At 42.4% G+C, this 24,073-nt stretch carries 34 protein-coding genes; 29 read left to right on the forward strand and 5 right to left on the reverse strand.

Annotated features, from left to right (window positions below; all coding sequences use genetic code 11):
• Window positions 1–21 precede the first annotated feature (21 nt).
• A complete protein-coding gene (locus NQ095_RS08835; protein WP_258263116.1) occupies window positions 22–999 on the forward strand; it encodes a glycerophosphodiester phosphodiesterase family protein in 978 nt (325 codons plus the stop codon).
• A 91-nt stretch (window positions 1,000–1,090) separates the two neighbouring features.
• Here NQ095_RS08835 and NQ095_RS08840 read toward each other — a convergent pair whose 3' ends face one another.
• Window positions 1,091–2,791 carry a pyruvate oxidase gene (locus tag NQ095_RS08840; RefSeq protein WP_258263117.1) on the reverse strand — a complete coding sequence of 567 codons (1,701 nt, stop codon included), beginning with the start codon at window positions 2,789–2,791 and terminating at the stop codon, window positions 1,091–1,093.
• Between the two features lie 115 nt (window positions 2,792–2,906).
• On the opposite strand from NQ095_RS08840, the gene gpmA reads away from it, so the two are divergent.
• Window positions 2,907–3,674: a 2,3-diphosphoglycerate-dependent phosphoglycerate mutase gene (gpmA, locus tag NQ095_RS08845; RefSeq protein WP_258263118.1), complete on the forward strand. Its 768-nt coding sequence runs from the start codon at window positions 2,907–2,909 to the stop codon at window positions 3,672–3,674.
• A gap of 51 nt (window positions 3,675–3,725) precedes the next feature.
• Here gpmA and NQ095_RS08850 read toward each other — a convergent pair whose 3' ends face one another.
• Window positions 3,726–4,523, reverse strand: a complete 798-nt coding sequence (locus NQ095_RS08850) for an alpha/beta fold hydrolase (RefSeq protein ID WP_258263119.1) — start codon at window positions 4,521–4,523, stop codon at window positions 3,726–3,728.
• A 170-nt stretch (window positions 4,524–4,693) separates the two neighbouring features.
• Between NQ095_RS08850 and NQ095_RS08855 the strand changes: the two genes are divergently transcribed.
• Entirely contained in the window at window positions 4,694–5,239 is a 546-nt protein-coding gene (locus NQ095_RS08855; RefSeq protein WP_258263120.1) for a sigma-70 family RNA polymerase sigma factor, read from the forward strand.
• A complete protein-coding gene (locus tag NQ095_RS08860; protein WP_258263121.1) occupies window positions 5,226–5,897 on the forward strand; it encodes a hypothetical protein in 672 nt (223 codons plus the stop codon). The genes NQ095_RS08855 and NQ095_RS08860 overlap by 14 nt, the downstream gene beginning before the upstream one ends.
• A gap of 356 nt (window positions 5,898–6,253) precedes the next feature.
• Here NQ095_RS08860 and NQ095_RS08865 read toward each other — a convergent pair whose 3' ends face one another.
• Window positions 6,254–7,480 (reverse strand): TolB family protein, encoded by a 1,227-nt coding sequence (locus NQ095_RS08865; protein WP_258263122.1) that lies wholly within the window; start codon window positions 7,478–7,480, stop codon window positions 6,254–6,256.
• Window positions 7,481–7,628: 148 nt separating this feature from the next.
• Here NQ095_RS08865 and NQ095_RS08870 point away from each other — a divergent pair, with 148 nt between their 5' ends.
• Complete coding sequence (locus tag NQ095_RS08870) at window positions 7,629–8,099, forward strand: DinB family protein (RefSeq protein ID WP_258263123.1); 471 nt, start codon at window positions 7,629–7,631, stop codon at window positions 8,097–8,099.
• Window positions 8,100–8,162: 63 nt separating this feature from the next.
• Here the strand turns inward: NQ095_RS08870 and NQ095_RS08875 are convergent, their stop codons facing one another.
• Window positions 8,163–8,900, reverse strand: coding sequence for a MerR family transcriptional regulator (locus NQ095_RS08875; protein ID WP_258263124.1), 738 nt, complete (start codon window positions 8,898–8,900; stop codon window positions 8,163–8,165).
• Between the two features lie 177 nt (window positions 8,901–9,077).
• Here NQ095_RS08875 and NQ095_RS08880 point away from each other — a divergent pair, with 177 nt between their 5' ends.
• The 16 genes from NQ095_RS08880 to NQ095_RS08955 all read left to right on the forward strand — a co-directional run bounded on the left by NQ095_RS08880 (window position 9,078) and on the right by NQ095_RS08955 (window position 19,120).
• Window positions 9,078–10,052, forward strand: a complete 975-nt coding sequence (locus tag NQ095_RS08880) for an ABC transporter ATP-binding protein (protein ID WP_258263125.1) — start codon at window positions 9,078–9,080, stop codon at window positions 10,050–10,052.
• A 3-nt stretch (window positions 10,053–10,055) separates the two neighbouring features.
• Complete coding sequence (locus NQ095_RS08885; protein ID WP_258263126.1) at window positions 10,056–10,868, forward strand: ABC transporter permease; 813 nt, start codon at window positions 10,056–10,058, stop codon at window positions 10,866–10,868.
• Window positions 10,869–10,872: 4 nt separating this feature from the next.
• On the forward strand, window positions 10,873–11,661 hold the full coding sequence (locus NQ095_RS08890) for an ABC transporter permease (RefSeq protein WP_258263127.1): 789 nt from the start codon (window positions 10,873–10,875) through the stop codon (window positions 11,659–11,661).
• An 81-nt stretch (window positions 11,662–11,742) separates the two neighbouring features.
• Entirely contained in the window at window positions 11,743–12,288 is a 546-nt protein-coding gene (locus NQ095_RS08895) for a GNAT family N-acetyltransferase (protein WP_258263164.1), read from the forward strand.
• Between the two features lie 12 nt (window positions 12,289–12,300).
• A complete protein-coding gene (locus NQ095_RS08900; protein WP_258263128.1) occupies window positions 12,301–12,738 on the forward strand; it encodes a GNAT family N-acetyltransferase in 438 nt (145 codons plus the stop codon).
• A gap of 89 nt (window positions 12,739–12,827) precedes the next feature.
• Window positions 12,828–13,550 carry an HAD family hydrolase gene (locus NQ095_RS08905; RefSeq protein ID WP_258263129.1) on the forward strand — a complete coding sequence of 241 codons (723 nt, stop codon included), beginning with the start codon at window positions 12,828–12,830 and terminating at the stop codon, window positions 13,548–13,550.
• Between the two features lie 73 nt (window positions 13,551–13,623).
• On the forward strand, window positions 13,624–14,469 hold the full coding sequence (locus tag NQ095_RS08910; protein WP_258263130.1) for a DinB family protein: 846 nt from the start codon (window positions 13,624–13,626) through the stop codon (window positions 14,467–14,469).
• A 124-nt stretch (window positions 14,470–14,593) separates the two neighbouring features.
• Window positions 14,594–15,364: a Cof-type HAD-IIB family hydrolase gene (locus NQ095_RS08915; RefSeq protein ID WP_258263131.1), complete on the forward strand. Its 771-nt coding sequence runs from the start codon at window positions 14,594–14,596 to the stop codon at window positions 15,362–15,364.
• 32 nt (window positions 15,365–15,396) lie between these two features.
• Window positions 15,397–15,771, forward strand: a complete 375-nt coding sequence (locus NQ095_RS08920; RefSeq protein WP_258263132.1) for a hypothetical protein — start codon at window positions 15,397–15,399, stop codon at window positions 15,769–15,771.
• A 16-nt stretch (window positions 15,772–15,787) separates the two neighbouring features.
• The gene (locus NQ095_RS08925) at window positions 15,788–15,973 is read left to right on the forward strand and encodes a hypothetical protein (protein ID WP_258263133.1); all 186 of its coding nucleotides are present in this window, start codon (window positions 15,788–15,790) and stop codon (window positions 15,971–15,973) included.
• 145 nt (window positions 15,974–16,118) lie between these two features.
• Window positions 16,119–16,574, forward strand: a complete 456-nt coding sequence (locus NQ095_RS08930) for an NUDIX hydrolase (RefSeq protein WP_258263134.1) — start codon at window positions 16,119–16,121, stop codon at window positions 16,572–16,574.
• Window positions 16,571–17,332 (forward strand): hypothetical protein, encoded by a 762-nt coding sequence (locus tag NQ095_RS08935; RefSeq protein WP_258263135.1) that lies wholly within the window; start codon window positions 16,571–16,573, stop codon window positions 17,330–17,332. Before NQ095_RS08930 ends, NQ095_RS08935 begins: the two co-directional genes overlap by 4 nt.
• 14 nt (window positions 17,333–17,346) lie before the next feature.
• The gene (locus tag NQ095_RS08940) at window positions 17,347–17,898 is read left to right on the forward strand and encodes a GNAT family N-acetyltransferase (RefSeq protein ID WP_258263136.1); all 552 of its coding nucleotides are present in this window, start codon (window positions 17,347–17,349) and stop codon (window positions 17,896–17,898) included.
• Window positions 17,882–18,379 (forward strand): phosphoribosylanthranilate isomerase, encoded by a 498-nt coding sequence (locus tag NQ095_RS08945; protein ID WP_258263137.1) that lies wholly within the window; start codon window positions 17,882–17,884, stop codon window positions 18,377–18,379. Before NQ095_RS08940 ends, NQ095_RS08945 begins: the two co-directional genes overlap by 17 nt.
• Before the next feature lie 80 nt (window positions 18,380–18,459).
• A complete protein-coding gene (locus NQ095_RS08950) occupies window positions 18,460–18,669 on the forward strand; it encodes a hypothetical protein (protein ID WP_258263138.1) in 210 nt (69 codons plus the stop codon).
• Window positions 18,670–18,760: 91 nt separating this feature from the next.
• On the forward strand, window positions 18,761–19,120 hold the full coding sequence (locus NQ095_RS08955; protein ID WP_258263139.1) for a hypothetical protein: 360 nt from the start codon (window positions 18,761–18,763) through the stop codon (window positions 19,118–19,120).
• 78 nt (window positions 19,121–19,198) lie between these two features.
• On the opposite strand, the gene NQ095_RS08960 is transcribed toward NQ095_RS08955, so the two are convergent.
• On the reverse strand, window positions 19,199–19,693 hold the full coding sequence (locus NQ095_RS08960) for a hypothetical protein (protein ID WP_258263140.1): 495 nt from the start codon (window positions 19,691–19,693) through the stop codon (window positions 19,199–19,201).
• Window positions 19,694–19,796: 103 nt separating this feature from the next.
• Between NQ095_RS08960 and NQ095_RS08965 the strand changes: the two genes are divergently transcribed.
• The 8 genes from NQ095_RS08965 to NQ095_RS09000 form a co-directional block, all read left to right on the forward strand.
• Entirely contained in the window at window positions 19,797–20,240 is a 444-nt protein-coding gene (locus NQ095_RS08965) for a pyridoxamine 5'-phosphate oxidase family protein (RefSeq protein ID WP_258263141.1), read from the forward strand.
• Between the two features lie 23 nt (window positions 20,241–20,263).
• Window positions 20,264–21,271 (forward strand): phosphotransferase, encoded by a 1,008-nt coding sequence (locus NQ095_RS08970; protein WP_258263142.1) that lies wholly within the window; start codon window positions 20,264–20,266, stop codon window positions 21,269–21,271.
• A 281-nt stretch (window positions 21,272–21,552) separates the two neighbouring features.
• Window positions 21,553–22,080 carry a chloramphenicol phosphotransferase CPT family protein gene (locus tag NQ095_RS08975; RefSeq protein ID WP_258263143.1) on the forward strand — a complete coding sequence of 176 codons (528 nt, stop codon included), beginning with the start codon at window positions 21,553–21,555 and terminating at the stop codon, window positions 22,078–22,080.
• A 20-nt stretch (window positions 22,081–22,100) separates the two neighbouring features.
• Window positions 22,101–22,430, forward strand: coding sequence for a hypothetical protein (locus tag NQ095_RS08980; protein WP_258263144.1), 330 nt, complete (start codon window positions 22,101–22,103; stop codon window positions 22,428–22,430).
• Between the two features lie 51 nt (window positions 22,431–22,481).
• Window positions 22,482–22,676: a hypothetical protein gene (locus NQ095_RS08985; RefSeq protein WP_258263145.1), complete on the forward strand. Its 195-nt coding sequence runs from the start codon at window positions 22,482–22,484 to the stop codon at window positions 22,674–22,676.
• A 278-nt stretch (window positions 22,677–22,954) separates the two neighbouring features.
• Window positions 22,955–23,353 (forward strand): hypothetical protein, encoded by a 399-nt coding sequence (locus NQ095_RS08990; RefSeq protein WP_258263146.1) that lies wholly within the window; start codon window positions 22,955–22,957, stop codon window positions 23,351–23,353.
• Window positions 23,354–23,363: 10 nt separating this feature from the next.
• Complete coding sequence (locus tag NQ095_RS08995) at window positions 23,364–23,906, forward strand: RNA polymerase sigma factor (RefSeq protein WP_258263147.1); 543 nt, start codon at window positions 23,364–23,366, stop codon at window positions 23,904–23,906.
• On the forward strand, window positions 23,893–24,073 hold a 181-nt coding region (locus NQ095_RS09000), incomplete at its 3' end, for a hypothetical protein (protein WP_258263148.1). The genes NQ095_RS08995 and NQ095_RS09000, both read left to right, overlap by 14 nt.

A 24,073-nucleotide genomic window follows, 5' to 3' on the forward strand; every position in this document is an offset into this window, starting at 1 on the left:
GATGATAGGGATGGGAAACGAATGAAAAAAATAAAAAAAGGTTTGAAAGGTACGATCCTGTTTATCCTATTGTTATCGATTTTTGTTTATCTTAACAATAGTTCTCTGTTTACAAAGGAAAGAGAAGGAGATCCGTTGCTTCTGGCACATCGGGGATTGGCTCAGACTTTTCCAATGGAGGACATAACAGGGGAAACGTGTACGGCTGAAATCATCAATGAGCCTGAGCATCCATACTTGGAAAACACGATTCCTTCCATGGAAGCCGCATTCAAGGCAGGAGCAGATCTAGTCGAGATTGATATCCAGCCTACGAAAGATGGAGAGTTTGCCATTTTCCATGATTGGACCCTGGAGTGCAGAACAGATGGCACTGGGAAGACGAGAGATCAGACGATGGAAGAGCTTAGAAAGTTAGATATAGGATATGGTTATACAGCTGACAATGGAGAGACGCATCCTTTCCGTGGGAAAGGGGTAGGACAAATGCCTACCTTAAACGAAGTATTAACGCACTTTCCAACGAAGGAATTCCTCATCCATATTAAGAGTAATGACCCTGTTGAAGGCAAACAATTGGCTGAGTACCTTTCTAAATACTCAGAGAAACGTATGGATGATTTATCCGTATACGGCGGGGATGAACCAATTCAAAGTGTAAAAAAGGCTTTACCCGATCTGCGAGTAATGTCAAAGGAAACACTAAAAAGCTGTCTCCTATCATACGAAGCATTAAGTTGGACCAGTTACATACCCGACGCTTGTAAAAATACGCAACTTCATATACCAGAAAAATACGCTTCGTATCTTTGGGGATTTCCTACTAAGTTCGTAAATAGAATGGAAGACGTCCATACAAGGGTGATTCTTGTTGCCGGAGACGGTAATTGGTCAGAAGGATTTGATGAAGAGTCAGATCTTGAGCGTGTACCAAAGGGGTATAAAGGTTGGATTTGGACAAATAGAATTGATCGGATCGCTCCTATAATAAACAAATAGGATGTTCCTGAAATTTTAATCATCAACAGAGGTACTTAGATTCCACAATAAGAGGGACGGACCTTGCGTTTCAAGGTCCGTCCCTCTTCTTTTACAACGGTGGAAGGTCAAATTTTCCTTCTTCGAATAGTTGTTTGAGCATGTGTTTGGTGTAGCCGGCGGCTTGGGAGAACTGGATTTTGGCCGGCATCGGTGCTTCGTCGGCGTCGACTACGACGTCGATGATGCACGGTTTCTTTTGTTGGATTGCCTTTTGGAGTGAAGGCAGGATGTCCTCGGGGCGTTCTACCCGGTATCCGACTCCACCGCAGGCTTCGGCGTATTTGGCGAAGTCCGGGTTCTGCAGGTTCGTGCCGAATTCGATATTCCCCATCACTTCCTGCTCGAACTTGATCATGGCGATTTTATGATTGTTTAGGATCACGACGATGATGGGTAAGTCATATTTGACTGCTGTGACAAAGTCCGCCATGGTCATGGCGAATCCTCCGTCCCCGCATATCGCGAACACCTGACGATCCGGATAGGCGATTTGACCGGCAATGGCACCAGGCAGACCGCAGCCGAGGGTGGCGAGCCAGCTAGAAATAACGAAAGACTGATTGGTGATCGGAAAATGCCTGGCCATCCACACCGTTACGTTTCCGACGTCCACGGACAGGATGGCGTCGTCGGACGCGACTTCCTTAAGGGCATGAATCAGTCGCTGCGGTTTGAGAGGGACCGATCCATCCTCTTCTTGTGATTCTAAGTTATCCCACCATTTGACCGTACGCTCCTGATTTTTCTCCAGGAATGTTCGATCTTCTTTCCTTGAAATATGTTCGGTCAGCCACTTAAGGGAAGTGCCGGCATCTCCGGCAAGACCGACATCGACAGGGTAGCGCTTCCCGATTTGGGTAGGGTCGATATCAATATGAATCGTCTTGGCATTGTCAGGCAGAAATCCTGTGAAAGGAAACGAAGTCCCGATCATCATGAGCATATCGGCTTCCTGCATCGCTTCATACGAAGGCTTTGTCCCGATCAGGCCAAGACCTCCCAAGCAGTACGGATGCTTATCGGGGATGACCCCTTTACCAGGGAGGGTCAACACGATGGGAGCTCCGACCTTTTCAGCAAAGGATAATAAAGTCTCCCGATGACCATGTACACCTTTACCTGCTAGGATGATCGGTCGTTCCGCACCCTCAATGATTTCCTTCGCTCTCAGTAAATCCTCTGTGAGAGGTGAAATGTCTTGTTTCACTGAAAAATTCGCCGTAACACGAGCTTCTTTTCCGACTTCAAAACGAGGGATGTCATCAGGAATTGTCAGAACAGCTACCCCTTTTTTCGCATAGGCAGTCCGAATCGCCTGATTGACGACGGCAGGGAGCTGGTCGGCAGACATGATGCGCTGATTATACACGGCAACATCGTCGAACATCCGCTCAAGATTCACTTCTTGGAAGGAATCGGTCCCGAGAAGATCTGTTTCCACTTGCCCTGTAATCGCTAATACAGGGGCTTTATCAAGCTTTGCATCATACAAGCCGTTCAGGAGATGAATTGCCCCTGGACCTGCAATCGCCGTGCACACACCAAGTTTTCCCGTTAATTTCGCATATGCGGCAGCGGCCAGTGCCCCTGCTTCCTCATGTCTGACTTGAATGAACTTGATTTTGTCCTGTCGTTTCCGAAGTGGTTCTATAATGGAATTAATGGAGTCCCCGGGCATCCCGTAAATATGGTCGACTCCCCATTCAATCAAAAGATCAATCAATTTTTCACCAGCGTTTTGTTTGAACATTACATCGTCTCCTCTCGAAATTGGTTATTCCTATTTTGGTACAATACTTCCTAAATTACTCAATATTTCTATTCCGAGATGCACATACTGAAAAAAACGACCTGGAGTGATGAAAATGAAGAAGCTTGTGTTCCTTCGACACGGCGAGAGCCTCTACAATCTTGAAAATCGGTTCACCGGTTGGACGGATGTCGATTTAACCGATGACGGCTATAAAGAAGCAAGGAAAGCAGGGGCCGTCCTGAAGAAACACGGGTTCCTATTTGATGTTGCCCATACATCGGTCTTGAAAAGGGCGGTCCGGACGCTATGGATCGCTCTGCACGAAATGGACCTGGTCTGGATCCCTGTGTATAAATCGTGGAGGTTAAATGAGCGGCATTACGGTGGTCTGCAGGGACTGGATAAAGATGAAGTGACGGAGCAATTCGGGGAAGATCAGGTCCATGAATGGAGGCGGTCTGCCGATGTCCGGCCACCGGCGATTTCAGAAGAGGGGCATCGCGGCAACCTGTCCGATCCGAAATACGCCACTGTTGGCAAGGAGGATATGCCATTATCAGAAAGTCTCCTTGATACGGAAAAAAGGGCACTCGTCTATTGGCATGAGGTGATTGTCCCGAGCATCCGGGACAATAAACGTGTCATCATCTCCGCACACGGAAACACGCTCCGGGCACTCGTGAAATTCCTTGACCATATCCCGGATGACGGGGTTGTCAGTCTCAACATACCTAATGGCATCCCCCTCGTGTATGAACTGGATGACGACTTGAAACCCATCAGGCATTATTATTTGGACGACGAGGGAGAGGTTCCTCATGATCGAATTCCGCGGCATATGGATATAGAGGATAGGGAGAATTGGGATTGGATGGGGTGAGGGCAAGGGAAAAGGACCACGTTGAATGGTCCTTTTCTAATTATGCAATATCTAAACCAACCTATCCAATTCCAACCTGTCCAGCCAGTTCTGCACGAGAGAATGGAATACATCCTCCTGCTCGATCTGCACATTGTGACCACCCATATCAAGCACGGCGAAAGTGGCTCTTGGATAATTCTCGATTAATCGCCACGCATCCTGATACCCGACTACGTGATCTTGCCGTCCTGTCACAATAAGTGCCGGGTAGTCAAGTTTCTGTGAGAGTTCGAAGGTGAAGCCATACCCATTCTCCCGGATCTTGTTTACGAATTCCTCATTCGTTTGAGTGGATGGAAGCAGGATGTCATCCCTGAACCTCTCCCATTCCTTTTTTCCTTGAACCACACCCATGGAGGCAAAAGCTTCGGCTTCCAGTGAAGAGAGGTTCGATAGTAAATCATGATCCTTTTTCAATACGATTTGCTGCGGCAGTTCTCTTTTATCAGTGTCAGGTATGACCATAGGTGCCAAGAGCATCAAACCTCGTACACTATCATGTCGAGCTTCTACGATTCCCCTCGCCATATAGCCCCCATACGAATATCCGCAAACGATGAAGGGTTGATCGGGAATCAGCTCATCCAGTAACGTAAGAACAGCTTCGAGCATGTCGTCGGAATTCCTGATGGACGGCAGTGCGTCCGACTTTCCCATTCCCGGCAAGTCTATGTAGATCCTTTTCCAGCCGCTTGTGTCCTTGAAATTCGGTTCCATTGCATGCATCATCGCCTGATGGTCGAGCGTCCACCCATGGACCATCACGATGGGAAAGCCTTCTCCAATGATTTTATGGTAAATAGCCATACGTAATCCCCTCCTTTTAATCTATTAAAAGTATATGTTATTTTCTGGATTAATCAAAGGATACATCGCTTTGCTTGTTGAATGCACTTAAAGGTAGTTTTTTTAAAAAAAATGAAACCGTACAAAGATTGATTCGTCTTAGCATTAAACGGAAATGAGGTGAGGGACGTGTGAGAAAGGTAAAGAACGAAGACCATTCGGACCGGGATGCCTGGCTTGAAACGATCATGGATGAATCCGGAGAGCGCCTGACGAAATTGGCTTACAACTATGTGAAAGACTGGAGTCTGGCTGAAGACATCGTGCAGGATGTCTTTGTCACATGCTTCAGGCATTATGAAAAAATAGATGAGATCACCTCGTTCAAAGCGTGGATCTACCGGCTCGTTATCAATCGGGCGAAGGATGTCCTTAAGAGTTCAGCGTTTAAGAGAGTGGTGATGAATTCAAGCCTTTACTCTCTTTTCACATCAAAGGAACCGTTACCTGAAATGAGTTTGGTGAAGCGAAGCGAGGAAGAAATTCTTTCAAGGAGCGTTCTCGATTTGCCCGTGAAATATCGGGAAGTTATTATCCTTTATTATTATGAGGAGTGTTCCATAAGCGAGATGGTGAACGTATTAGGTATGAATGTCAACACAATCAAAACAAGATTGAACCGAGGACGGAATAAGCTGAAAAACAGGATGGAAAGGTGGGGGCATGATGGAAAATAAGCTTACTGAGTTGAAGGAAGCGATGGATACTACCACTCATAAAGGCAGACACTTCACAGAATTTCAGAAAAATAAAATTCGCAGTGCCGTTCATCGTCCCGTGGAATCAAAAAGTCCTAATCCATTCATTATTTTCATCATGACGACTGTAGCTCTTTGTTTAATAGGCTTTTTTGTTTCAACTGAGTTGATGGTAAAGAAAAATGGAACGAATAATGGGAGATCAAATATTGTGCAGGAAGGAAGTGCCATCATTCTACCTGGAGATATACCGACCTTTGTTCAAGAGAGTGACCTTGATACTATCAACTGGGATCAAAAAGCAACAACCTTTGGACGGAATATGATCGGGAATGAAGATAAATCGGGCATCATTGGCGCCGATATGCCAAGTCTATCCGGACAAAAGTGGATGTGGCATCTTTGGGATACGGATGCTACTGAATTAACAGTGGTTGCTTATCAAAGAGATTCAGGAACCGTGAATGCTGTTTTAAATAACGGTGAGAGCTGGACGATACCTTTAGGCGGGGAGAACAACGGTGCGGATGTTCATACTCCATCATCCGTGACAATTCCGGAACGGGGTGAGTGGGCATTTGTCCTTTATGCGGATGGGAAGTTGTTTGATGTGGTTGTGATGGAGATTGATGAGTGACTTTATTGAAGAACAATCAGTTTTGTAAGAGAAAGCCGGGCTTTTGTCTGGCTTTTTATAAGATATTTTGTTCTTTTTACATAAAAATGGAGGGAATCTTAAATGGGTAGCGATTAGAAGGTCCGGTTAGGCCCTGAAAGCATTAACAAAACTTAGGTTTAACAGAGATATGAGCCGGTTTCCGTTACTTATGATCCTGATATTTCAGTTATGATCTGCTTTCTGGAGAAATGATCTGGAATTCAAATTTATGGTCCTGTATTTTAAGATTTAATCCAACATCAATAATTTATGATCCGTTTGTCGAAAAATCTTTGTCTTCTTGATGGAACGCTAACCCCTTCAATGATGCGAGGTTATCCTTCAAAAAATACTATCTCCTCTACATCCCGAAGCCACTCCATTGCTTCAGTCCCATTCGCATTTCCAATCCACAGATTCCTTTTCGTATCAGTGAGGGACCTCCCCCTTAACCAAGCGAGTTTTCCATTTGACGGGATATAATGTGGAGCAAAGTCTCCATACCCCTTAGGAGGACTCGTTATCTTCACTTGTTTCTTCGAATCGATACTCAAGGTGTAAAGGACGGGCAGCGGATGCTTGCTGAAGTCGTTCGTCCATTCCTGTTCCTTGATCCTCGACACGACCAGTGATTTGTCAGTCATCCAATCAAAGTTAAGATCAGCGTAATCGGCAGGTGTGTAAGTTCCTGATGCCGGCATTTCTTTGACCTTAAGGTCCTTGTTTTTGAAGCCGAATACGATTCTTCCGCCACCTGCGATATAGGCTAATATATCGGTTGAAGGTGACCATTTGGGCTGTCCCACTTCCAGGATCATCTCGTCTAATACCTCAAAATTCTTGCCGTTTTGATCAATGACACAGAGCATATCGCTGTCCATGGACCAGGAAGCGGTAGGAGACACGACAAACGAAATCCACCTTCCGCTCGGTGAATAGGTAAGCTGCTCGGCATTGATGGCTATCAACTTGTTTTTATCATTGGTCCCGATTTCCCGGGGAAGTGTGAAGAAAGGCTTTACCCCGCCAAAAAGAACAATATCCTCATAGTGATCGCCGACTTTTTTGATAAACAGTGAAGCGCTTGACCATCCACCGGGGTTGAGGGTTCCAGATGAAGACAGAAGGAATCCACTGCCGTCGGGGAGCCACGTGAAATCACTGACCCCCGTTGCAATGTTGTAGAATCGGTTAAGATCTGAAATATCTAATATACCTTTGTCATTATAGGCTAGATGGTTTTTATTGGGAGCCCATTCCGGTGAGGTGCCATGATATGAAATTCGCTTCTTTTTAGCGGTAATGAGATTGTAAATCCATAGTTCTGACTGCCCTTCAGTTGATGTCTCAAGTTGATAGGCGAGGAGGGTGCCGTCGGTCGACCATTTAGGCTTAGAGTGGACATTGCCAGTATTCGTGAGTTGTTTTTCCTTTCCATCTAGCAAGATCCACACATTCCCGTCCCTGATAAAAGCAGCTTTCACTTGATTTACTGGAGCTGCGGAGGTGGCTAATGGAAAAAGTAGAGAAAGGATGATGGCTAGGAGGATTGCTTTTTTCATTTGGTAAGTCTCCTTTTTGGGTTATGGTCTTACTATTTTCCATGAGGGCATGCTTTATGTGATAAAGACCTTATATCAAAAGAAGGAGTTTTTCACTTTATGATGAAATACTATCAATGGAAAGATATAAAAAAGGAGGCAGACGAAAATGATTCGAACAGAACTACTCTTAAGAATGCTCGACACAACATATGACCAGGAAAGCTGGTATGCACCGTTAAAGCCAGCAATAGAAGGGATCAGTGCAGAACAGGCTTGTTGGAGACCGGATGGAGAAGCGGCGAAAACCATATGGGAAAATGTGAATCACCTTACTTATTACAAAGAAAGACTGACAGCACAATTGGAAGGCCGTGAATGGACGAATACACTTGACGGCAATGATACTTTCTATCTTACGGAACAATTGAATGATGATAAGGAATGGAGTGCTGTCGTTGAACGTGTTGAGAAGGCGAATCGGGGTTTAAGAGAAGCGCTCAGTAAAACATCGGATGCAAAACTTGAAGAGGAGTCACTCGAAGAAAAGCTTCTGGACATCATGCTTCACGATGCTTATCATACGGGGCAAATCATTCAATTGAGGAAGATGCAGGGTTCGTGGCCGTCGCAACGGTGAATGTAATAGAAAGATAGAAGCTGGAGATTAAATTATCTCCAGCTTTTTGTCTACATGTATTCCTTACTTCGACGATTCACTAAAATATTGTATCCCCTCTAAATAAGTCACCAACTCATTCAACTTCCCCAATGACTTCAATCCTTTATTCATCTGCTCTCTCATGTCCACGATCCGACTTTGAAGGATGGGCAGGATGTCTCGATAGTTTTTCTTCTCAATTCCTTTAAGGATCTCTCTGCATTGCTCGAATCCCATACCGGATAATCGCAGTAGTTTTATAATAAACAGCTTGTTTATTAATGCCCCATTGAAGTACCGGTAATTATTTTCTCCTCTGTTGGCTTCAAAAAGCTCTTGCTGTTCCCACACTCTCAATGTGGAAATCGGGAGGCTTAAGCGCTTGGACACTTCTTTGTACGTGACGGCTCCATCCATTTGAACCTGTGGTGTGATGTCCTGGCTGCTTAAAGTGGATTGCAATTGTTCTATGACCAACGTGCTTTCTTTATAGTTGTTAACCAGTTCTGCCTGAAATTCCACTGCCAGAATAATAGCCGATTCCCTTTCTTTATTCACGAGGTGCCTCATCATTTTCGCTACTTCTGTCCATGAATACCCAGCCATCATATGACGTGATGCTTCAAAGAATCGTTTATGTATCTCGGTGTACTGCCGATAATTATTTTTTCCTCTTGGGGCATGTGGAATGAATCCCCACGTTTCGTATTTTCTCAGCAGGTCTGCACTTAAGTTAAATGACCTGGTGATTTCGATTCCCTTGTAATAACGTGAACTCATTGAGTATCTCTCCAAACATTGAAATAAAACATCGAACCCTCATTCCGGCTTTTTGTAGTTTTTCATTACTATTACCATGTTTATTTTGAATAACCCTCGAACCTTGCAACAGAGTGCTACGATTAAAGTATAAGTAAAATAATTGAAATTTTCAATCAACAGAAAGGGAGAGGTTTTATGCTGCAGGTTCGAAATTTAGGGAAGACCTATGAAGTCCCTGTCAGGGAATCAGGGCTCAAAGGAGCTTTATCAAGTTTTATTAAACGTGAGAAAAAGGAGGTATGTGCTGTAACGGATCTTTCTTTTGAAATTAGAAAAGGGGAGATGGTCGGGTTTATCGGATCGAACGGGGCAGGAAAGAGCACCACTTTAAAAATGCTTAGTGGAATACTGCATCCTTCATCAGGAGATGTAACAGTTCTCGGATTTAAACCTCATCAGCGCCACCATGATTATTTGAAAAAAATCGCCTTAATACGGGGAAGCAAGCCTCTTTTTGCACCTGCCGATCTAACGGCTCTCGACGCACTTCATATGCAGAGGATTATCTATGACATCGATTATAGGGAATTCACCGGAGATTTACATAAAATCGTCGATTGGTTACAGATCGAGCCTTATTATAAAAAGCCGCTTAGAACACTTTCTTTAGGTGAAAGGATGCGCTGTGGGTTAGCCTGTTCCTTGGTGTACAATCCGGAGGTCCTGTTTTTGGATGAACCGACGATTGGTCTTGATTCCAATGCTCAGCAACGCATCAGGCAATTCTTGAAAGAATACAATCAAGAAACCAATGCAACGATCCTGTTGACCTCTCATTACATGGAGGATGTGACCCAGCTGTGCAACAGAGTGATGGTCATTGATAAAGGGAGGCTGTTGTTCGATGGGGGAATCGACCACTTAGTCGAACGTTTGACACCCTATAAATTTATTGTGTTTAGCCTGAAACAATCCAGCGTGCTGCCTCCAGATCTATCTCAGATGATCGTAGAGAGAAAGAACGGTAAATACACCATGCGCGTTTCGAATCACCACGTTCCTTCCGTGACCGCCCGCTTACTGACGGACTATTCCATTCTTGACTTAACCGTCGAACATCCACCTTTTGATAACACAATCCAGCAATTATATACAACTGAGGTGGTGTAAAGGATGAGTAGAGTCGCTGTTCTTAACGGTTACCGCCTACTTAAAGGATACACGATATGGAAGACGATGGATGTATTTAGCTGGAGATCTTTTATTTACCTGCTCGTATTTTCTCATTTGATCACACCCCTGGTTTCGTTATTTGTTTGGCAAACGGTCACCGCAGAGGGACAGGTGGTTGGAGGCTGGGGTTCCAGTCAGTTCCTGATTTACTATTTAGCAATTGTCATGGTTCGGCAGCTGACGGTTTCGTATGAACACCATATGCTGGGGATGCAGATTTACAACGGTGAATTGACCAACCTGCTTTTGAAGCCCCATCACTTGCTTTATATCGTTATAGGGGAAAACCTCGCTGTGAAAATGGTGTCCTATACCGTTTCGGTCCCCCTGATTATCGCTCTCTGGATTTGGCTAAGCCCGGAGAATACACCATCGGTCACACGCATTTCACTCTTTATCCTGACTGTCATCAATGCCTGCATCTTTCGGTTTCTATGGCTTTACTTGTTGACCCTCGCTGCCTTCTGGACTGAAAAAACACAATCATTAGTTAACGCTGGAGAAGTGGCGATCTTTTTTATCGGGGGAGAAGTAGCGCCGTTGTTTCTAATAGATGGAGGGTTCAGTAATTGGTTATACTATCTCCCTTTTTATGGGATGTTAGGCTACCCGGCTGAAATTCTGACTGGGACTAAAGGTGTCTCTCTTACTCACGGACTTCTTCTGCAGGTTGGGTGGATTGTGATCCTGCTGTGCTTGTGTAACCTGGTTTATAAAAAAGGGATTAAAAGATATTCTGCTTTAGGAGGTTAATAAGATGAAAAAAAAGACGGCTTTAGTATTCCTGTTCTTTAGAACGTCACTCATGACACAGCTGCCTTACCGGGTGAATTTTCTTACACAGGCTCTTTCTACTCTATTCTATTTTGCAAGTGGGATATTCGGCCTCAGGATTGTGTTTCAATTTACAGACTCCCTGGCAGGGTGGACGTTTTTAGAAATCGTCACATTATTAGGAGTCTACCAGTTGGTGGCAGGAGTCCTTTCGCTTTTTGTCATGGGGAATTTGGAAGCACTTCCAGATAAGGTAGTTGACGGTCATTTAGATGAAACACTCTTACTTCCTGAAAATGCCCAGTTCCTATCGAGCTTCGGGAGCTGTAACGTGTGGGCTATCACCGATATCATCCTTGGGTTCACCGTGGTGGCGGGGGCAATCTTCTTTCATATCAGTGAGATCGTGCTTCTTTACTTCATTCAGTTTGTCCTTCTGTTATCATGCTCTCTCATCATAAGTTACTCTTTCAGAATGTGGATCGGCACCTTGTCATTTTGGCTCGGAAGAACAGGCGGCGGCTACATTCTGTTTTCGAGTGTATGGACGATGGGGAAGTATCCGGTTGATCTGTATCCTCCGATGATAAAGTGGCTTCTTTATACCATGATTCCTGTTGGTATTGTGGCTGCGGTTCCGACATATGCGCTTTTTCATGGAATTTCATTGGTTCAGTTAATGGGATTGTTGTTGTTAACCTGTTTCATTACGGTTTTAACGAAGTTTTTGTGGATGAAGGGGTTGGGAAGGTATTCGAGTGCTACTTCTTGAAGTTTACTATTGTTAGGAATTAGAAATTAATGGATAATAGTTTCTGAGTATATTAAGCACCAGAGCGGGGAGTGAATCGACATTATCATTCATCCAAAAGAATTTCATATTCGTCATCTAACCTATACCATCAGATCGGCTAAAGTAGGAGATGCTCAGAAACTATCAGAAGTCCGGCTTCAGTCAGACGGAGAAACGGAAAACATGGATAGGGAAAGAGGAGAGGCGTACATAGATGAAGAGGGCTTCATTCAAATCATCAAAGAAGATTCAGAGAGTCCGAGAAATCTCTTCCTTGTTTGTGAAGTCAATGACAAGATTGTAGGCTTCTCGAGGTGTGAGGGGAGATCGTTAAAGCGTGTAGCTCATAAGGTGGAGTTCGGTGTATGTGTATTACAGGAATTCTGGGGATACGGCATTGGGAAAAATCTATTAAAAGAGAGCATACGCTGGGCAGATGACAACGACATAAAGAAGATCACCTTGAATGTGCTTCAAGCTAATGAAAGAGCCATCATGCTCTATAAGAATAATGGTTTTGAAGTGGAAGGAGTATTGAAGAGGGATAAATTATTATCGGATGGACGTTACTACGATACTGTGGTGATGGGACGATTTCATCTGTAAGGAGTGGTTACTATGAATCTGACATTAAAGGAAATCGATGCTGACAATTGGGAAGAATGCATAACCCTATCTGTCTCTGAACATCAGAAGGAGTTTGTCGCAGATAATGCTTATTCCTTGCTACAGTCAAAATATGTAGAAGATCAATATCCATTGGCCATTTTTGATGGGGAAGATATGGTCGGGTTTGTCATGTATGGGACAGATCCTGAAACCAGTCGTATGGAAATGAGCCGGTTAATGATCGACCAGAAACATCAGGGAAAAGGTTATGGGAAAGCAGCCACACTATTGCTTTTAGAACAACTGATACACAATTACGGAAGTATTGAGCTATTCACAAGTGCGGAACCGGAGAATGTGAGTGCTATAGGACTATATGAAAGTCTTGGATTTGAGAAGACGGGTGAAGTGATGTGGGGGGAAGTTGTGTTGAAGAGACAACTTTAGTATTCAGGTAATCAACGTTGTCATCATCCTCGATTCTCCCCCAGAGACACCACTTGAATTCTTTAAAAAACTAAAAGGGTGATTAGCCAATGAAAAAGTATAGCCTTCTTTTATTTGACCTGGATGATACGTTGCTTGAAAATTCCTCATGGTTTGACGATGGACTGGTTCAGACTTTTGCGGAACATCCATTGACAAAGGGAATGGATGAACAACAATTTTTGAGGAAAATAAAACAACCTCCAAGATTTCTTATAGATAAACTTGTAAGTGGTGAACTAACTACACTTGAATTTAAAAGAGAAAGATGGAAGAGTGCACTTGATTCCTTTGATGTGAAAGCAGACCTTGAGGAAATTGATCGACTGGAATCACTCTTTATTAACGCAAGTATGAACTTTATAACGGTTGACGAATATGTATTAAATTTAATGAATGAACTGACTAAGCATTTTGAAGTTGGAATTGTTACAAACGGACTTTATGACCCTCAACAAAAGATAATCAATATGGGATTAGGGGATATATTCAGTCAAGATAAGATCATTCATGCAGAACCATTAGGTATTAGAAAGCCCGATTCCAGAATCTATACTATTGCTCTAGAAGCATTTAATAAGAAACCTGAAGAGACGATATTCATAGGTGACTCGTGGACGCATGATGTAGTTGGTCCCATGGAAGCAGGAATGGAAGCGATATGGGTCAATATCAGAGGGGAAGAAAAACCAACGGATCATACTCCGTATGCAATTGTGTCTTCTATTGTGGAAATAAGAGATATTTTGGTGAGTTTGGAAATGGGCAGATGAAAGATGGCAAATGGTTTTTCATCAAGGTACCAGGGTTAGTTAGGAGAACACATTTTTTCGGAGGGGTGAAAATATGCAAAGCGCAAAGCCTAGATTGGTTTTAAGGGTGGATGATCTTGAACGATCTCTTTCATTCTATCGTCATTTTTTTGGTTGGAGTGAGGAATGGAGAAAAGATACGAATGCACAGTGGAGGCTTCCTAGTGGTGGGGCTGTTTTATTCACGGAAGGAAACCAAGAGGATTTTAAAAAGTATACGGATGTCGCTTTTGTCAAACCTGATCCGGGCCAGCGGTTTTATATTATGGGAGAGAAGATTGAAGACCTGAAGCAAAAGTTTGAGGAAGAACAAGTGAATTATGAACTGGAAGTAGATCCGGGGTTTGGCCAGTTAATGATGGTGAAGGATCCAGATGGGTTCATCGTTTCACATTGGGAAGAGTTGTATATGTCAGACGAAGATGTACTATCACTTTATAAAAGTGGGATCGATCGAATCGATACCGTGCTAAAGGGGTTATCGAAGGATGATTTGGACTTGGTTAGAGCTGAAGGGAAATGGTCGATCCGCCAAACCGTGCTGCATTTCATTGATTCGGATTTGACCATGTTCCATCGTATTAAGTTTGCGCTCGCTGAAGACGGTAGAAATTATAAGAATAATCCATACGACCCCAATCTATGGGAAACGGGAACGAATTACAAAGGTCGATCAATCGAAACCGAAGTATCCCTTTTTAAATTGATACGGGAACACGTTCTCAATCTTTGTGAGTGCTTACCGGGCTCCCTCGATAGAAAAATTCAAACGGAAGACCAGGGTGAGCTGACCGTTAGAAAAATGATCAAGATGGTAGCGGGACATGCAAAAGGGCATCTTGAACAGATTGAAGAAACAAGAGACATTCATCACGTGTGAGGCGAGAAGCTTATCAATTTCTAATGATAAGCTTCTTTTTTATCACTATATATTGAGTTGTTGTCAGTAAACTGGAATAATTGGAATTGTCAGTAATAAATCTGTTAGTTCAGGGAGGAGACAGATGAAGTACAAAATCGTTTTCTTTGACATCGATGGAACGATCACTCATCACGAAAATGGGAGCATACCAGATAAGACGAAAGACGTCATACATACACTAAAGAACAAAGGGTTCAAATTGGTGGTGGCAACGGGACGACCCTTATCCATGTGCCAGGAGATAAAGGATTTAGGAATCGATACGTTCATCACAGCAAATGGCGGCTATGTCAAACATAACGAAAAAGTGATTCATCAAGTTCCCATGGACCGGAATCTGGTAAAAGAGATTGTGGATTTCGCCCATGGCAAGAATGGCCTATCTTTCTATACCGAAAGCTTCTGTATGAACGGAGTGGAGGAAGAAGAAATAGCCCGGGCATTGAAGGAAACGTTATCGTTGGATGAATATCCAGTGAGGGCCGATCTTATTGGTGAACAGGATGTCTACTTGATGTGTTTATTTGCAACGGATGAAGTGGTGAAATCATATCAACAGAGGTTTCCTCATCTTACCTTCAGAAGATGGCATCCCTACGTGTTAAATGTGTTGCAAGAAGATGTGTCAAAGTCATTAGCCATACAGAAAGTATTAGATTACTATGATTTACATCCATCTGAAGCCATCGCTTTCGGTGATGGCGATAATGATGTAGATATGCTGGAAATGGCCGGTCTTGGGATTGCAATGGAAAATGGCAGTGATAGATTGAAAAGTGTTGCGGATTATGTGACCAAAAAATCCAGTGAAGATGGTATCACTTTTGCATTGGAGAGATTTGGTGTTATTTAGTTCGGGAGAAATCAAGTTAAGGGGATGAGTATATGTTGAAGAAAATACTTTTCTTAGTTGGAACTATGCTTCTATTAACTGCCTGCAACACCAAAGATTTCTCCTTCTCCGGAGATTCTAATCACTGGCATGCAGATCTAAACGTCAATCAGTCCAGTGATTTTGAAAAACAGGATTTTGTCCTGAAGTACAAAGGGGATGACGTTGATTCTGTGGGGGACGTTGCCTATACGGTCAAAGGAGTTGGCGAATATGGCAGAAAGGGTGAGATACTTGAAGAGAATGGAGTCATCCGGCACAGCAGTGAATCGAATCCGACGAATGCCAAAATGAGTGAAGACACTAAGGTTGAGGTAACGGTGAAGTGGGATGATCAGGTGGAGACATTCACTTTAGCAAAAGATTAAAAAAAGGATGGATCCTATGTCAGAGAAAACGTTTCAAATGAGGTTGTGGATGACTGCCGTACTGGCTTCTCTTCTCATGTTCGGTTTAACGAAATTCATTTGGGGTGAAGTGAATGATTCACTATTGCTGGTTTATTTAGTATTGGCGTTTCTGATAAATGTTTTTATCTCGAAAATCAGAAAGGTGAGGACGAAAGAATAGTCTCATATAAGCGGACTCAAATAAATTTCGACAAGGATGTTAAATTATTTTGAATCAGGATTAATTAAATGCAGTCCTACTTCGTCACATGAAATGAAAATTCGGCGAGACCCATGTAGAACTGAGCAAATAGGGAGGGAAAATAATGAACTACGTCAAAGATCTGCGAAAGCTCGTCGGCACCAGACCCTTAATTCTCCCCGGTTCTGTCGTCATCATCTTAAACGAATACAATGAAATCCTTCTGCAGAACCGGACAGACGGTGGTTGGGGGCTTCCCGGCGGATTGATGGAGCTTGGGGAAAGTTTAGAGGAGACGGCAAGGAGAGAAGTGAAGGAAGAAACGGGTCTTGATATTGGGGAGCTGACCCTGGTAAACATCTTCTCCGGGCACGACTATTACTTCAAAGTATCAAATGGGGATGAGTTGTATTCCGTCACGGCTGTCTACGTCACAAATGACGTGAGCGGAAAAATGGAAGTGGATGAAAACGAATCGGTTGCAGTCCAATATTTCAAACTGAATGAACTGCCGGACGGGCTGACTGATGAATATAAAAGATATATCATGTCATACATAAAATCAGGGGTGAAAGCATGATTGCTTCAGATATCATTTTAAACACATGGAACAAGTTTAATGATTTCCCAATGGAAACGTTAACGAAAGTATGGTTTTATCAACAGGGAAGCGTGAAGAAGCAGCGGGATGTCTCTCTTATGAGGGAGCATCGTGAACGATACGGCTTGTCGGGGAATTGTTTCGATCTTGCACTCTGGTTGCTTGATGAGTTTAAAAGGGACGGAATCGAGGCGTATCCAGTCGGTCATAATCTCGGTTCGGAAGAGGCTCACGCGGCCGTCATTGCGCTGAACGAAAAAGGGGAACGATTTCTATGTGACCTTGGGGATCAGTGGTTGAATCCAATTTTAATAGATTCCAAGAGTCCCGATTACACCAGCGAAAAAGTAGATGGTTTCTTTCCTGCCGCAAAGGTGCAGGTTCTGGATCACCCATCAGATATCGAAATCGCCTATCATCGACCGAATGGAAAAGTATCGAAACAAGTATTCCAGACTGAACGAATAGAAATGGAAACTTTCTTAGAAGCTGCGGAGCATTCTCAACATTTGATAAAGAACCACCCATTACTGGAGTGCAGAATCCCATACCAATCTGAAACCGCTCATTGGGAGTTCTATAATTGGGAGAGCTTTCTGAGTACAACAGAAGGGCTGATGAAGGACACCAAACTGGATACAGTGGAAGAATGGGCTGAAAGAATTCATGGGAAAACGGGATACAACAAAGTGATTTTAATAGAAATATTAGACCACTACAGAAAGATTCAAGTTTGAAAGGGAAAATGACAATGGAAACGACAAAAATGCCAAAAGTAACATTAAGAGAATTAACGTTGGACGATGCAGAAGACCGGTACCATTGGTGCCTGGATAAGGAAGTAACGAAACACCTGAACATGCCGGAGAAATATCCTCCTTTCAGTCTGGAAGAAACTCGTACCTGGATTGACTTGTGCATCAACAAATCCAATGGATATGAACAAAAGGCGATCATGGCGGAAAATGGCAGGCACATCGGCTGGATCGATTTAAAAAATATTGACCGCTTAAATAAGCATGCAGAACTGGGGATCGCGATCGGGGATAAAACATACTGGGGCAAAGGCTACGGATTAGCTGCCATGCGCGAGATGCTTCATTGGGGATTCGAGGAACTCGGGTTGAATAAGATTTGGCTCAGAGTAGAGATCGATAATGAAAAAGCCATCAAATCGTATAGAAAAATGGGATATGTGGAAGAAGGCATTTTAAGGCAGGACAGATGGAGAAACGGAGAGTACGTGGATCGATTACGTATGAGTATTCTCAGGGAGGAGTTCTTCTATGAACAAGTTAGATGAGTTTATTGAAATTGCCGGGAAGCTAAATGGAATGGGCATTACGCCACTGCTTATGGGCTCGGTCGGTTTGGAAGTGGTTACAGGAAAGAGTTGGGATGCGCAGGACTTAGACATTCATGTTCCCGGGGATAAGAGGGGCTGGGAAGTGCCGGCTGAAACATCCATATATAACTGGAGTGAGATTGTAGAGATCATGGAGTCAATGGACTATGTACTGATTGATCTGCATGAGCATGAGTTTTCAAAAGATGGATTATCCGTGGAGTTCGGTATCATGGATACGCTGCCGGAATTTGCAGGGGTACAACTAGAAGATTTAAACATTCATCGTGAGGGAGAAGTAACCTATTATCTGCTGAATCAGGAACAGTACTTACGCGTGTACGAAGCTTCCTCCAAGGACAGTTACCGGGCAAATCAGAATAATCATAAGGATTTGGGGAAGATCGAGTATTTGAAGCACGAATTGAGTAAGGGTTGATTCATAATGAAGGACCAAAATGATAAACCATTTATGTTACAGTAAATATAATCCAAATTCGAAATGCTGGAGGTGTAATCATGTATTTCTTGATCTTTCTGGGAATCCTCATCTTATATTTTGCCATCCGTATTTTCATAGGCTCAAGGAAAATGAAGTTTTATGGAGACAGCATTAAAAAGAATTCTTTCAATCCAAGAGACGAAGCTTATCAAAAGTCGGCTCAGCATTCTCGACAATCTACGAATGCCAATAATCAAACAGGTGGCGGTGGGGGGCCTTCAGCGTGATTTTTAGTCAATATTCAAGGGGATTTGAAAAGAAAGTGATGTTACTTTGAGGACCTTACCACTCGCTCTCATTCTCCTGTCGGTAGTCATTATGGGGTGTAGTAAGAGTATTGTTGAGCATAATGAAAGAATAGAGGAAGCTATTTATTCTATAGTTAACGATCAAAACAACAAGAATATAGAGCTCAACTCAATAGCGGAATTTAATTGGGGAAAAGCGTATTTATTTCCACCTTATACTTCTCAAGGGAGTATAGAAAAGCAGCTTGGGATTGAATACGACGATCCTAGTCAAATAAGTATCAGAGATGATATCTATTTACTTGTATTCTTATATGAGGGTGAAGTTGTTCAGTATGCTGAAATAAATCGTCAAAAAGCGGATTTTACAACGGGGGATAAAGAGTATCTGACTCCTTCTGAGGATGTTTTGAAGGTGGAAAGGCATTAATTTCGCAGGCACTTATTGTTTTGAAAAAACAAATGGGAACTTCTTAGATTAGAAGTTCCCATGATTGGGTCCGAGAGTTTACTGATTCAATTTTTTCAGTAATCCGCCATCCTTCACATTCCGGATCGAGACAATCTCCCCATCATCATTAAGATTCATTCTCCCACTGATAGTTGCCGTGTTCGTTTCCCCGTCTTTACTGTATTCCACATTAACTTCATATTCATAAGCAAGATCTTGATCCTTTGTAATATTAATATCGGTTGGCTTCAGCTGATAACCATTTTCATAAGCCATCCGCTGATATAACAAGATATGATTTGTATTCACCATATCCTCCCAATTTTTGACTAGAGGCTTATAGGTCTCTTCTACATACTCTTCCAACTCAGGTGGAAATGCATCATCTTGTTTAAAAGCGGATGTAAGTTCATCATTTGGTCCGGTGAATTCATTTTCTAAGAAGGTTTGGATGGTATCAACATTATTATCACTTTCTTTGGGTGCGCTGCAACCTGCCATTAAAGTGATAAGCGACGTTAATATGAACAAGTTAATCGTTAGTTTTTTCATCTGCTAATTCCCCCTTTATTGTTCTTTACGTATTGGGGTGGAAAATGTTTCAATAAATTAAATGAATACGACTATTTTTCTAATTTGGAAAGGATGAAGAGATATGGACATTATTACTGATAAAAAGCATTTTGATCTCAATGAGTTCCTAAAGAAACCATTATTTGCCCATCTTTCTACATTATCCAAAGAAGGACCAAGGGAATCCCCTGTATGGTTTTATTGGGAAAATGAGTACCTCTACATAATTGGCACGCCACCTTCAGACAGCTTTCCCGGAAGAATTGAAGAAAATCCTGAGTGTGCCATCGGGATAGTAGATTTCGACCACACAACCGGGAAAGTCCTTCATGCAGGATTTAGAGGAAAGGCTACGGTTGAGCCATTTGACAAGAAAATTGCAACGAAATTGCTTTCCCGTTACCTTGGTTCTAATGAAGAGAACTGGGATCCAAGATTTCAAGGCTTGGGGAACAGTAATGTACTCATCAAATTTGCACCTGAGACGGTGGTGGTGAGGGATCAGTCTTTTGTGCCTAGTATATAAATGATTCAGAGAAGGAGAAGCTCATGCCAACCATAGTTAAGAAAGTCATCAGGTCCTTCTTTCCGGAATACAGACTCTTATCTATTGAAAAGGAGTTGCACCATGGAAGTTGGAATAAGGACCTGCATTACAAAATAATCGTAGATCAACAATGTTATTCGATAAGGTTCATCAGTCAAAATCGATCAGGGCATCAGGCGTTTGGCGAAATCTCTGACGAGGTACTGAGGGAGCAAATTCGTTATACGAACTTTTTAGGTCAACAAGGCATCCCTTTCATGAAGCATGTCCCTTCGTATCAAGGCTGTCCATTCGTTTCCATCGAATGGAATGATTGCCTATATAGAGTGGTGCTTTTTAGGTGGATACACGGAGAACACATCACAAAGTGTACAGAAAGATTTACAGGACTTGTCGGTGAATCGGTTAAAGAGATACATATGGTTTCTAAAACGTTTGATAGCGAGATTCTTCCAAAGAAATCCCACCTTACCGGGTATGGCGAGTTCCTAAGCACGGTCAAGGAACAGTTGGATACTGGGAAATTATCTGATGTGATAAATGAGTTGGTAGGTTCCTATCTAATCAAGGCGGAAGCTTACATTGCTGCTGCGAAATCAGATACATTTGAATTCATTGTCCAATCAGATTTAAACCCATTAAATCTCTTATGGGACGACCAGTGCAGATTAAGAGGAATAGTGGACATAGAATCGATTGAGTACACAGATCGTATGGAAGGACTGGCATGGTTGTTGAAATGGTATTCCCGTTCTGATGGGATCGAATCCAGTCATTTTTCTCCTTTTCTTGCTAAAACCTTTTTGGCAGCCTATCGTGTTGATCAAGTCTTCTCTTCAGAAGAGATAAATCGTCTGCAGTCCCTCTTATGGTTATCCGGTTGTTTGAATTGGAATTTTGTTAAGAGGACTTTAGAATTAATGGATATTGGCGATGAAGAGACATTGAAACACCACTTGGGTCACTATGAGGAACGTGGTGAGAAGTTAGTGTCTTTAGTAAGAGACTAACTATAAGAAGTAATCGGTTTTTTTACGTTTCGACCAACTGCTCATAAAATTGAAATGTGGATCATATGTCAGGATTGAGGCTCATAAATCCTTAAGCCGGACCATATTTTCTCAAGGCGGATCATATATCAAAAAAGTGGATCATATGGGTTGGAAATGGGATCATTATTGTAGCTAAGGTTTTAGGGAATCATTATGAAACGATAATTCAGGCACATTTTAGCTTAAAAGGCAGCTATCCTTTTATGAAAACGCTCAAATAGAAATGGAGGTAACCCCAAATGACAAACATCATCATCCTAAACGGCGGATCAAGCTCTGGTAAAACCACCCTCGCAAAATGCCTCCAGAATTCATTAACCGAGCCATGGCTAAGATTCGGCATTGATGACCTGATCGAGTCTATGCCTGATGCCATGCTTAAGAAAGATAGCGGAATAAAACTGGATGAAGACGGAGCGGTCCGTCCAGGTATGGAATTTCGAGAACTGGAATCTGCATGGATGCATGGTATTGGAGAGATGGCAAGAAGAGGTGCCCGGGTCATCATAGACGATGTTTTCTTAAGTGGTGTTAAAGGCTTTGAAAAATGGGAGACTGCCTTGGAAGGGTTACAGGTGCTATGGGTCGGTGTCTTCTGTGATCCCGCCGTCGCGGCTGCTCGTGAGAAAGAACGGGGAGACCGCATTGGTGGTATGGCTGTATCTCAGGCAACGATTGTTCATGAAGGGATGAATTATGATGTGACGGTGGATACATCCAAGTCATCGGCTGAGGAATGTATTCGAATGATTAAACAAAAAATGTAAGCTTATTAAGGTGGTTTATTGTGTTATCAAAAAAGAGAATGTTCATTTCAGGAATCGTTATATTCATCATGTTATTTGCCATATTGGATTATACATCTCCGACCAGTGAAGAAATGGAACAATGGATGGTGGATGAGAATGACATTGTTTGTACAGAGGTTAAATATTGTACGAAAAACAATCAAGCCGTCTGGGGACGATCCGGCCATTTTAGAAACGTTGGATTTTTTTCTTCATACGAGAGGACTTATGAGTATGATACTGGAGAACAGCTGACCTTTAGAACCTTTGGCTTTCTAGGCAGGATCATCCCGATGGACGATGGCCGTGTTTGGGAGATAGTGAATTAATGTACAGTCGCTAATGGATATAGCATCTTATTTTTTTCTGGAGGAAGATTCATGACTCATGTATCAAAAGGTATTGTATTTGTTTTAGGAGGAATTTTATTCTTATTATTATCATTCATTCTTCCGCTTCCGACTCCGTGGTGGGCTGTCATCCTTAGTGCGAGTATTATTCTAAACTGTGCAGGGATAGCGTTTCTTATAAGGTTCATTCAGGAATCTGATCAGAAGGAGAAGGATTTGGAATAAGGAGAAGGATATATTCAGAGCTTCACACCTTTTATAGGAGTGGAGCTCTTTCGCTTATTTTTTTAGAAAAAAATGGATTTACCACCGAACCCTTTTAACAGTTTATTAGTAATAGAGTTGAATGCTAATGAGGATCAAGGGGGAGAAAAGAGTGGGAAATCATAAAATACTAATCATATTGGGACTTCTAGTTCTATTGTGCAGTGGGTGTGTTGCATCCAAAAAAGAGGTGAAAATTGCAGGGAATGTTAAGACCATAGGAAATAAGGTTTCAGTTAATGGTACCAGTTCATTTAGAGCAGGGATCACATATTAGGATTGAATTAAAAGAGATAGAGAGTGATATGGTGTTGGAGGAAGCCATTGTAGAAGTGGCCAATGACAAAACATACAGTGCAAATTTCTCGAGAGATGAAAAAGGTGATAATCAAAAATTAGTGGTTTCGTTTAACCCTGAAGAACAATCTGACGATATTAAGAAGATATACGGTAGTAATGGTGAGAATATTCGAAAGGAATCACCAGGCTTGGTAAAGAATCGTAAAGGCGGTAATGAATACACACGAATACAATTATTTGATTTTATTTATGCGGTGGAGAAAGGGAGTGCGGGTCAAAGGACCATTTTATTGGATTACTTCCATAACCCTGAAGAAACAAGTAGTGGAGGGGAGTGAATATTGCTCAATGTTTATTGAAGAGTCAAGGGCAGAACAGATTTTTAGAGAATATAGAGACTATGTTTACAGAACAGCTTTGCTATTAACAAAATCACGCAGTTTAGCAGATGATATTACACAGGAGACATTTATCCGCCTTTTGAGTAAGTACGATATGTACGATAACACAATGCCAATTAAACCTTGGATTTACACCATAACAATGAATGTTGCCAAAACTGTAATGAAGAAACAGAAGCTAATGAAATGTTTTACGTTCTTTTCTGATGAAGTGAGCAATGACCAAATTAATTCAGTAGAAGAGAGTTTTTTGAAGTCAGATGACATGCATGAGTTGTGGATGGCTGTCAATTCTCTTACTTGGAAAAGCAAGGAGCTCATTGTTCTACATTTTTACTCGGAATTCACATTGAAAGAATGTTCAGAGGTTCTGGGAATACCTTTAGGAACGGCGAAATCCAGGTTGAATACAGCACTGAAGCAATTGAGGCGTCTCGAATTGCAGGGGGAATTTGATCTGACCAAGGCGGGGTTATATGAAGAAAGATAGATTGAAGAAGTTATTTAATCATGTTGATGAAAATGAAAAGTCGACAGTTGAGTTCCAAACTGTTTGGAGAAAAGCGCATAGAAGGGACTGGAAAAGAAGACTCTTTCAATCGGCTGGTCCTAATATAGCCATACTTATGTTCCTTCTGATACTCACCCCTCTTGCAG

Source organism: Rossellomorea sp. SC111, from assembly GCF_024733565.1.
In the GTDB taxonomy this organism is placed as follows: Bacteria; Bacillota; Bacilli; order Bacillales; family Bacillaceae_B; genus Rossellomorea.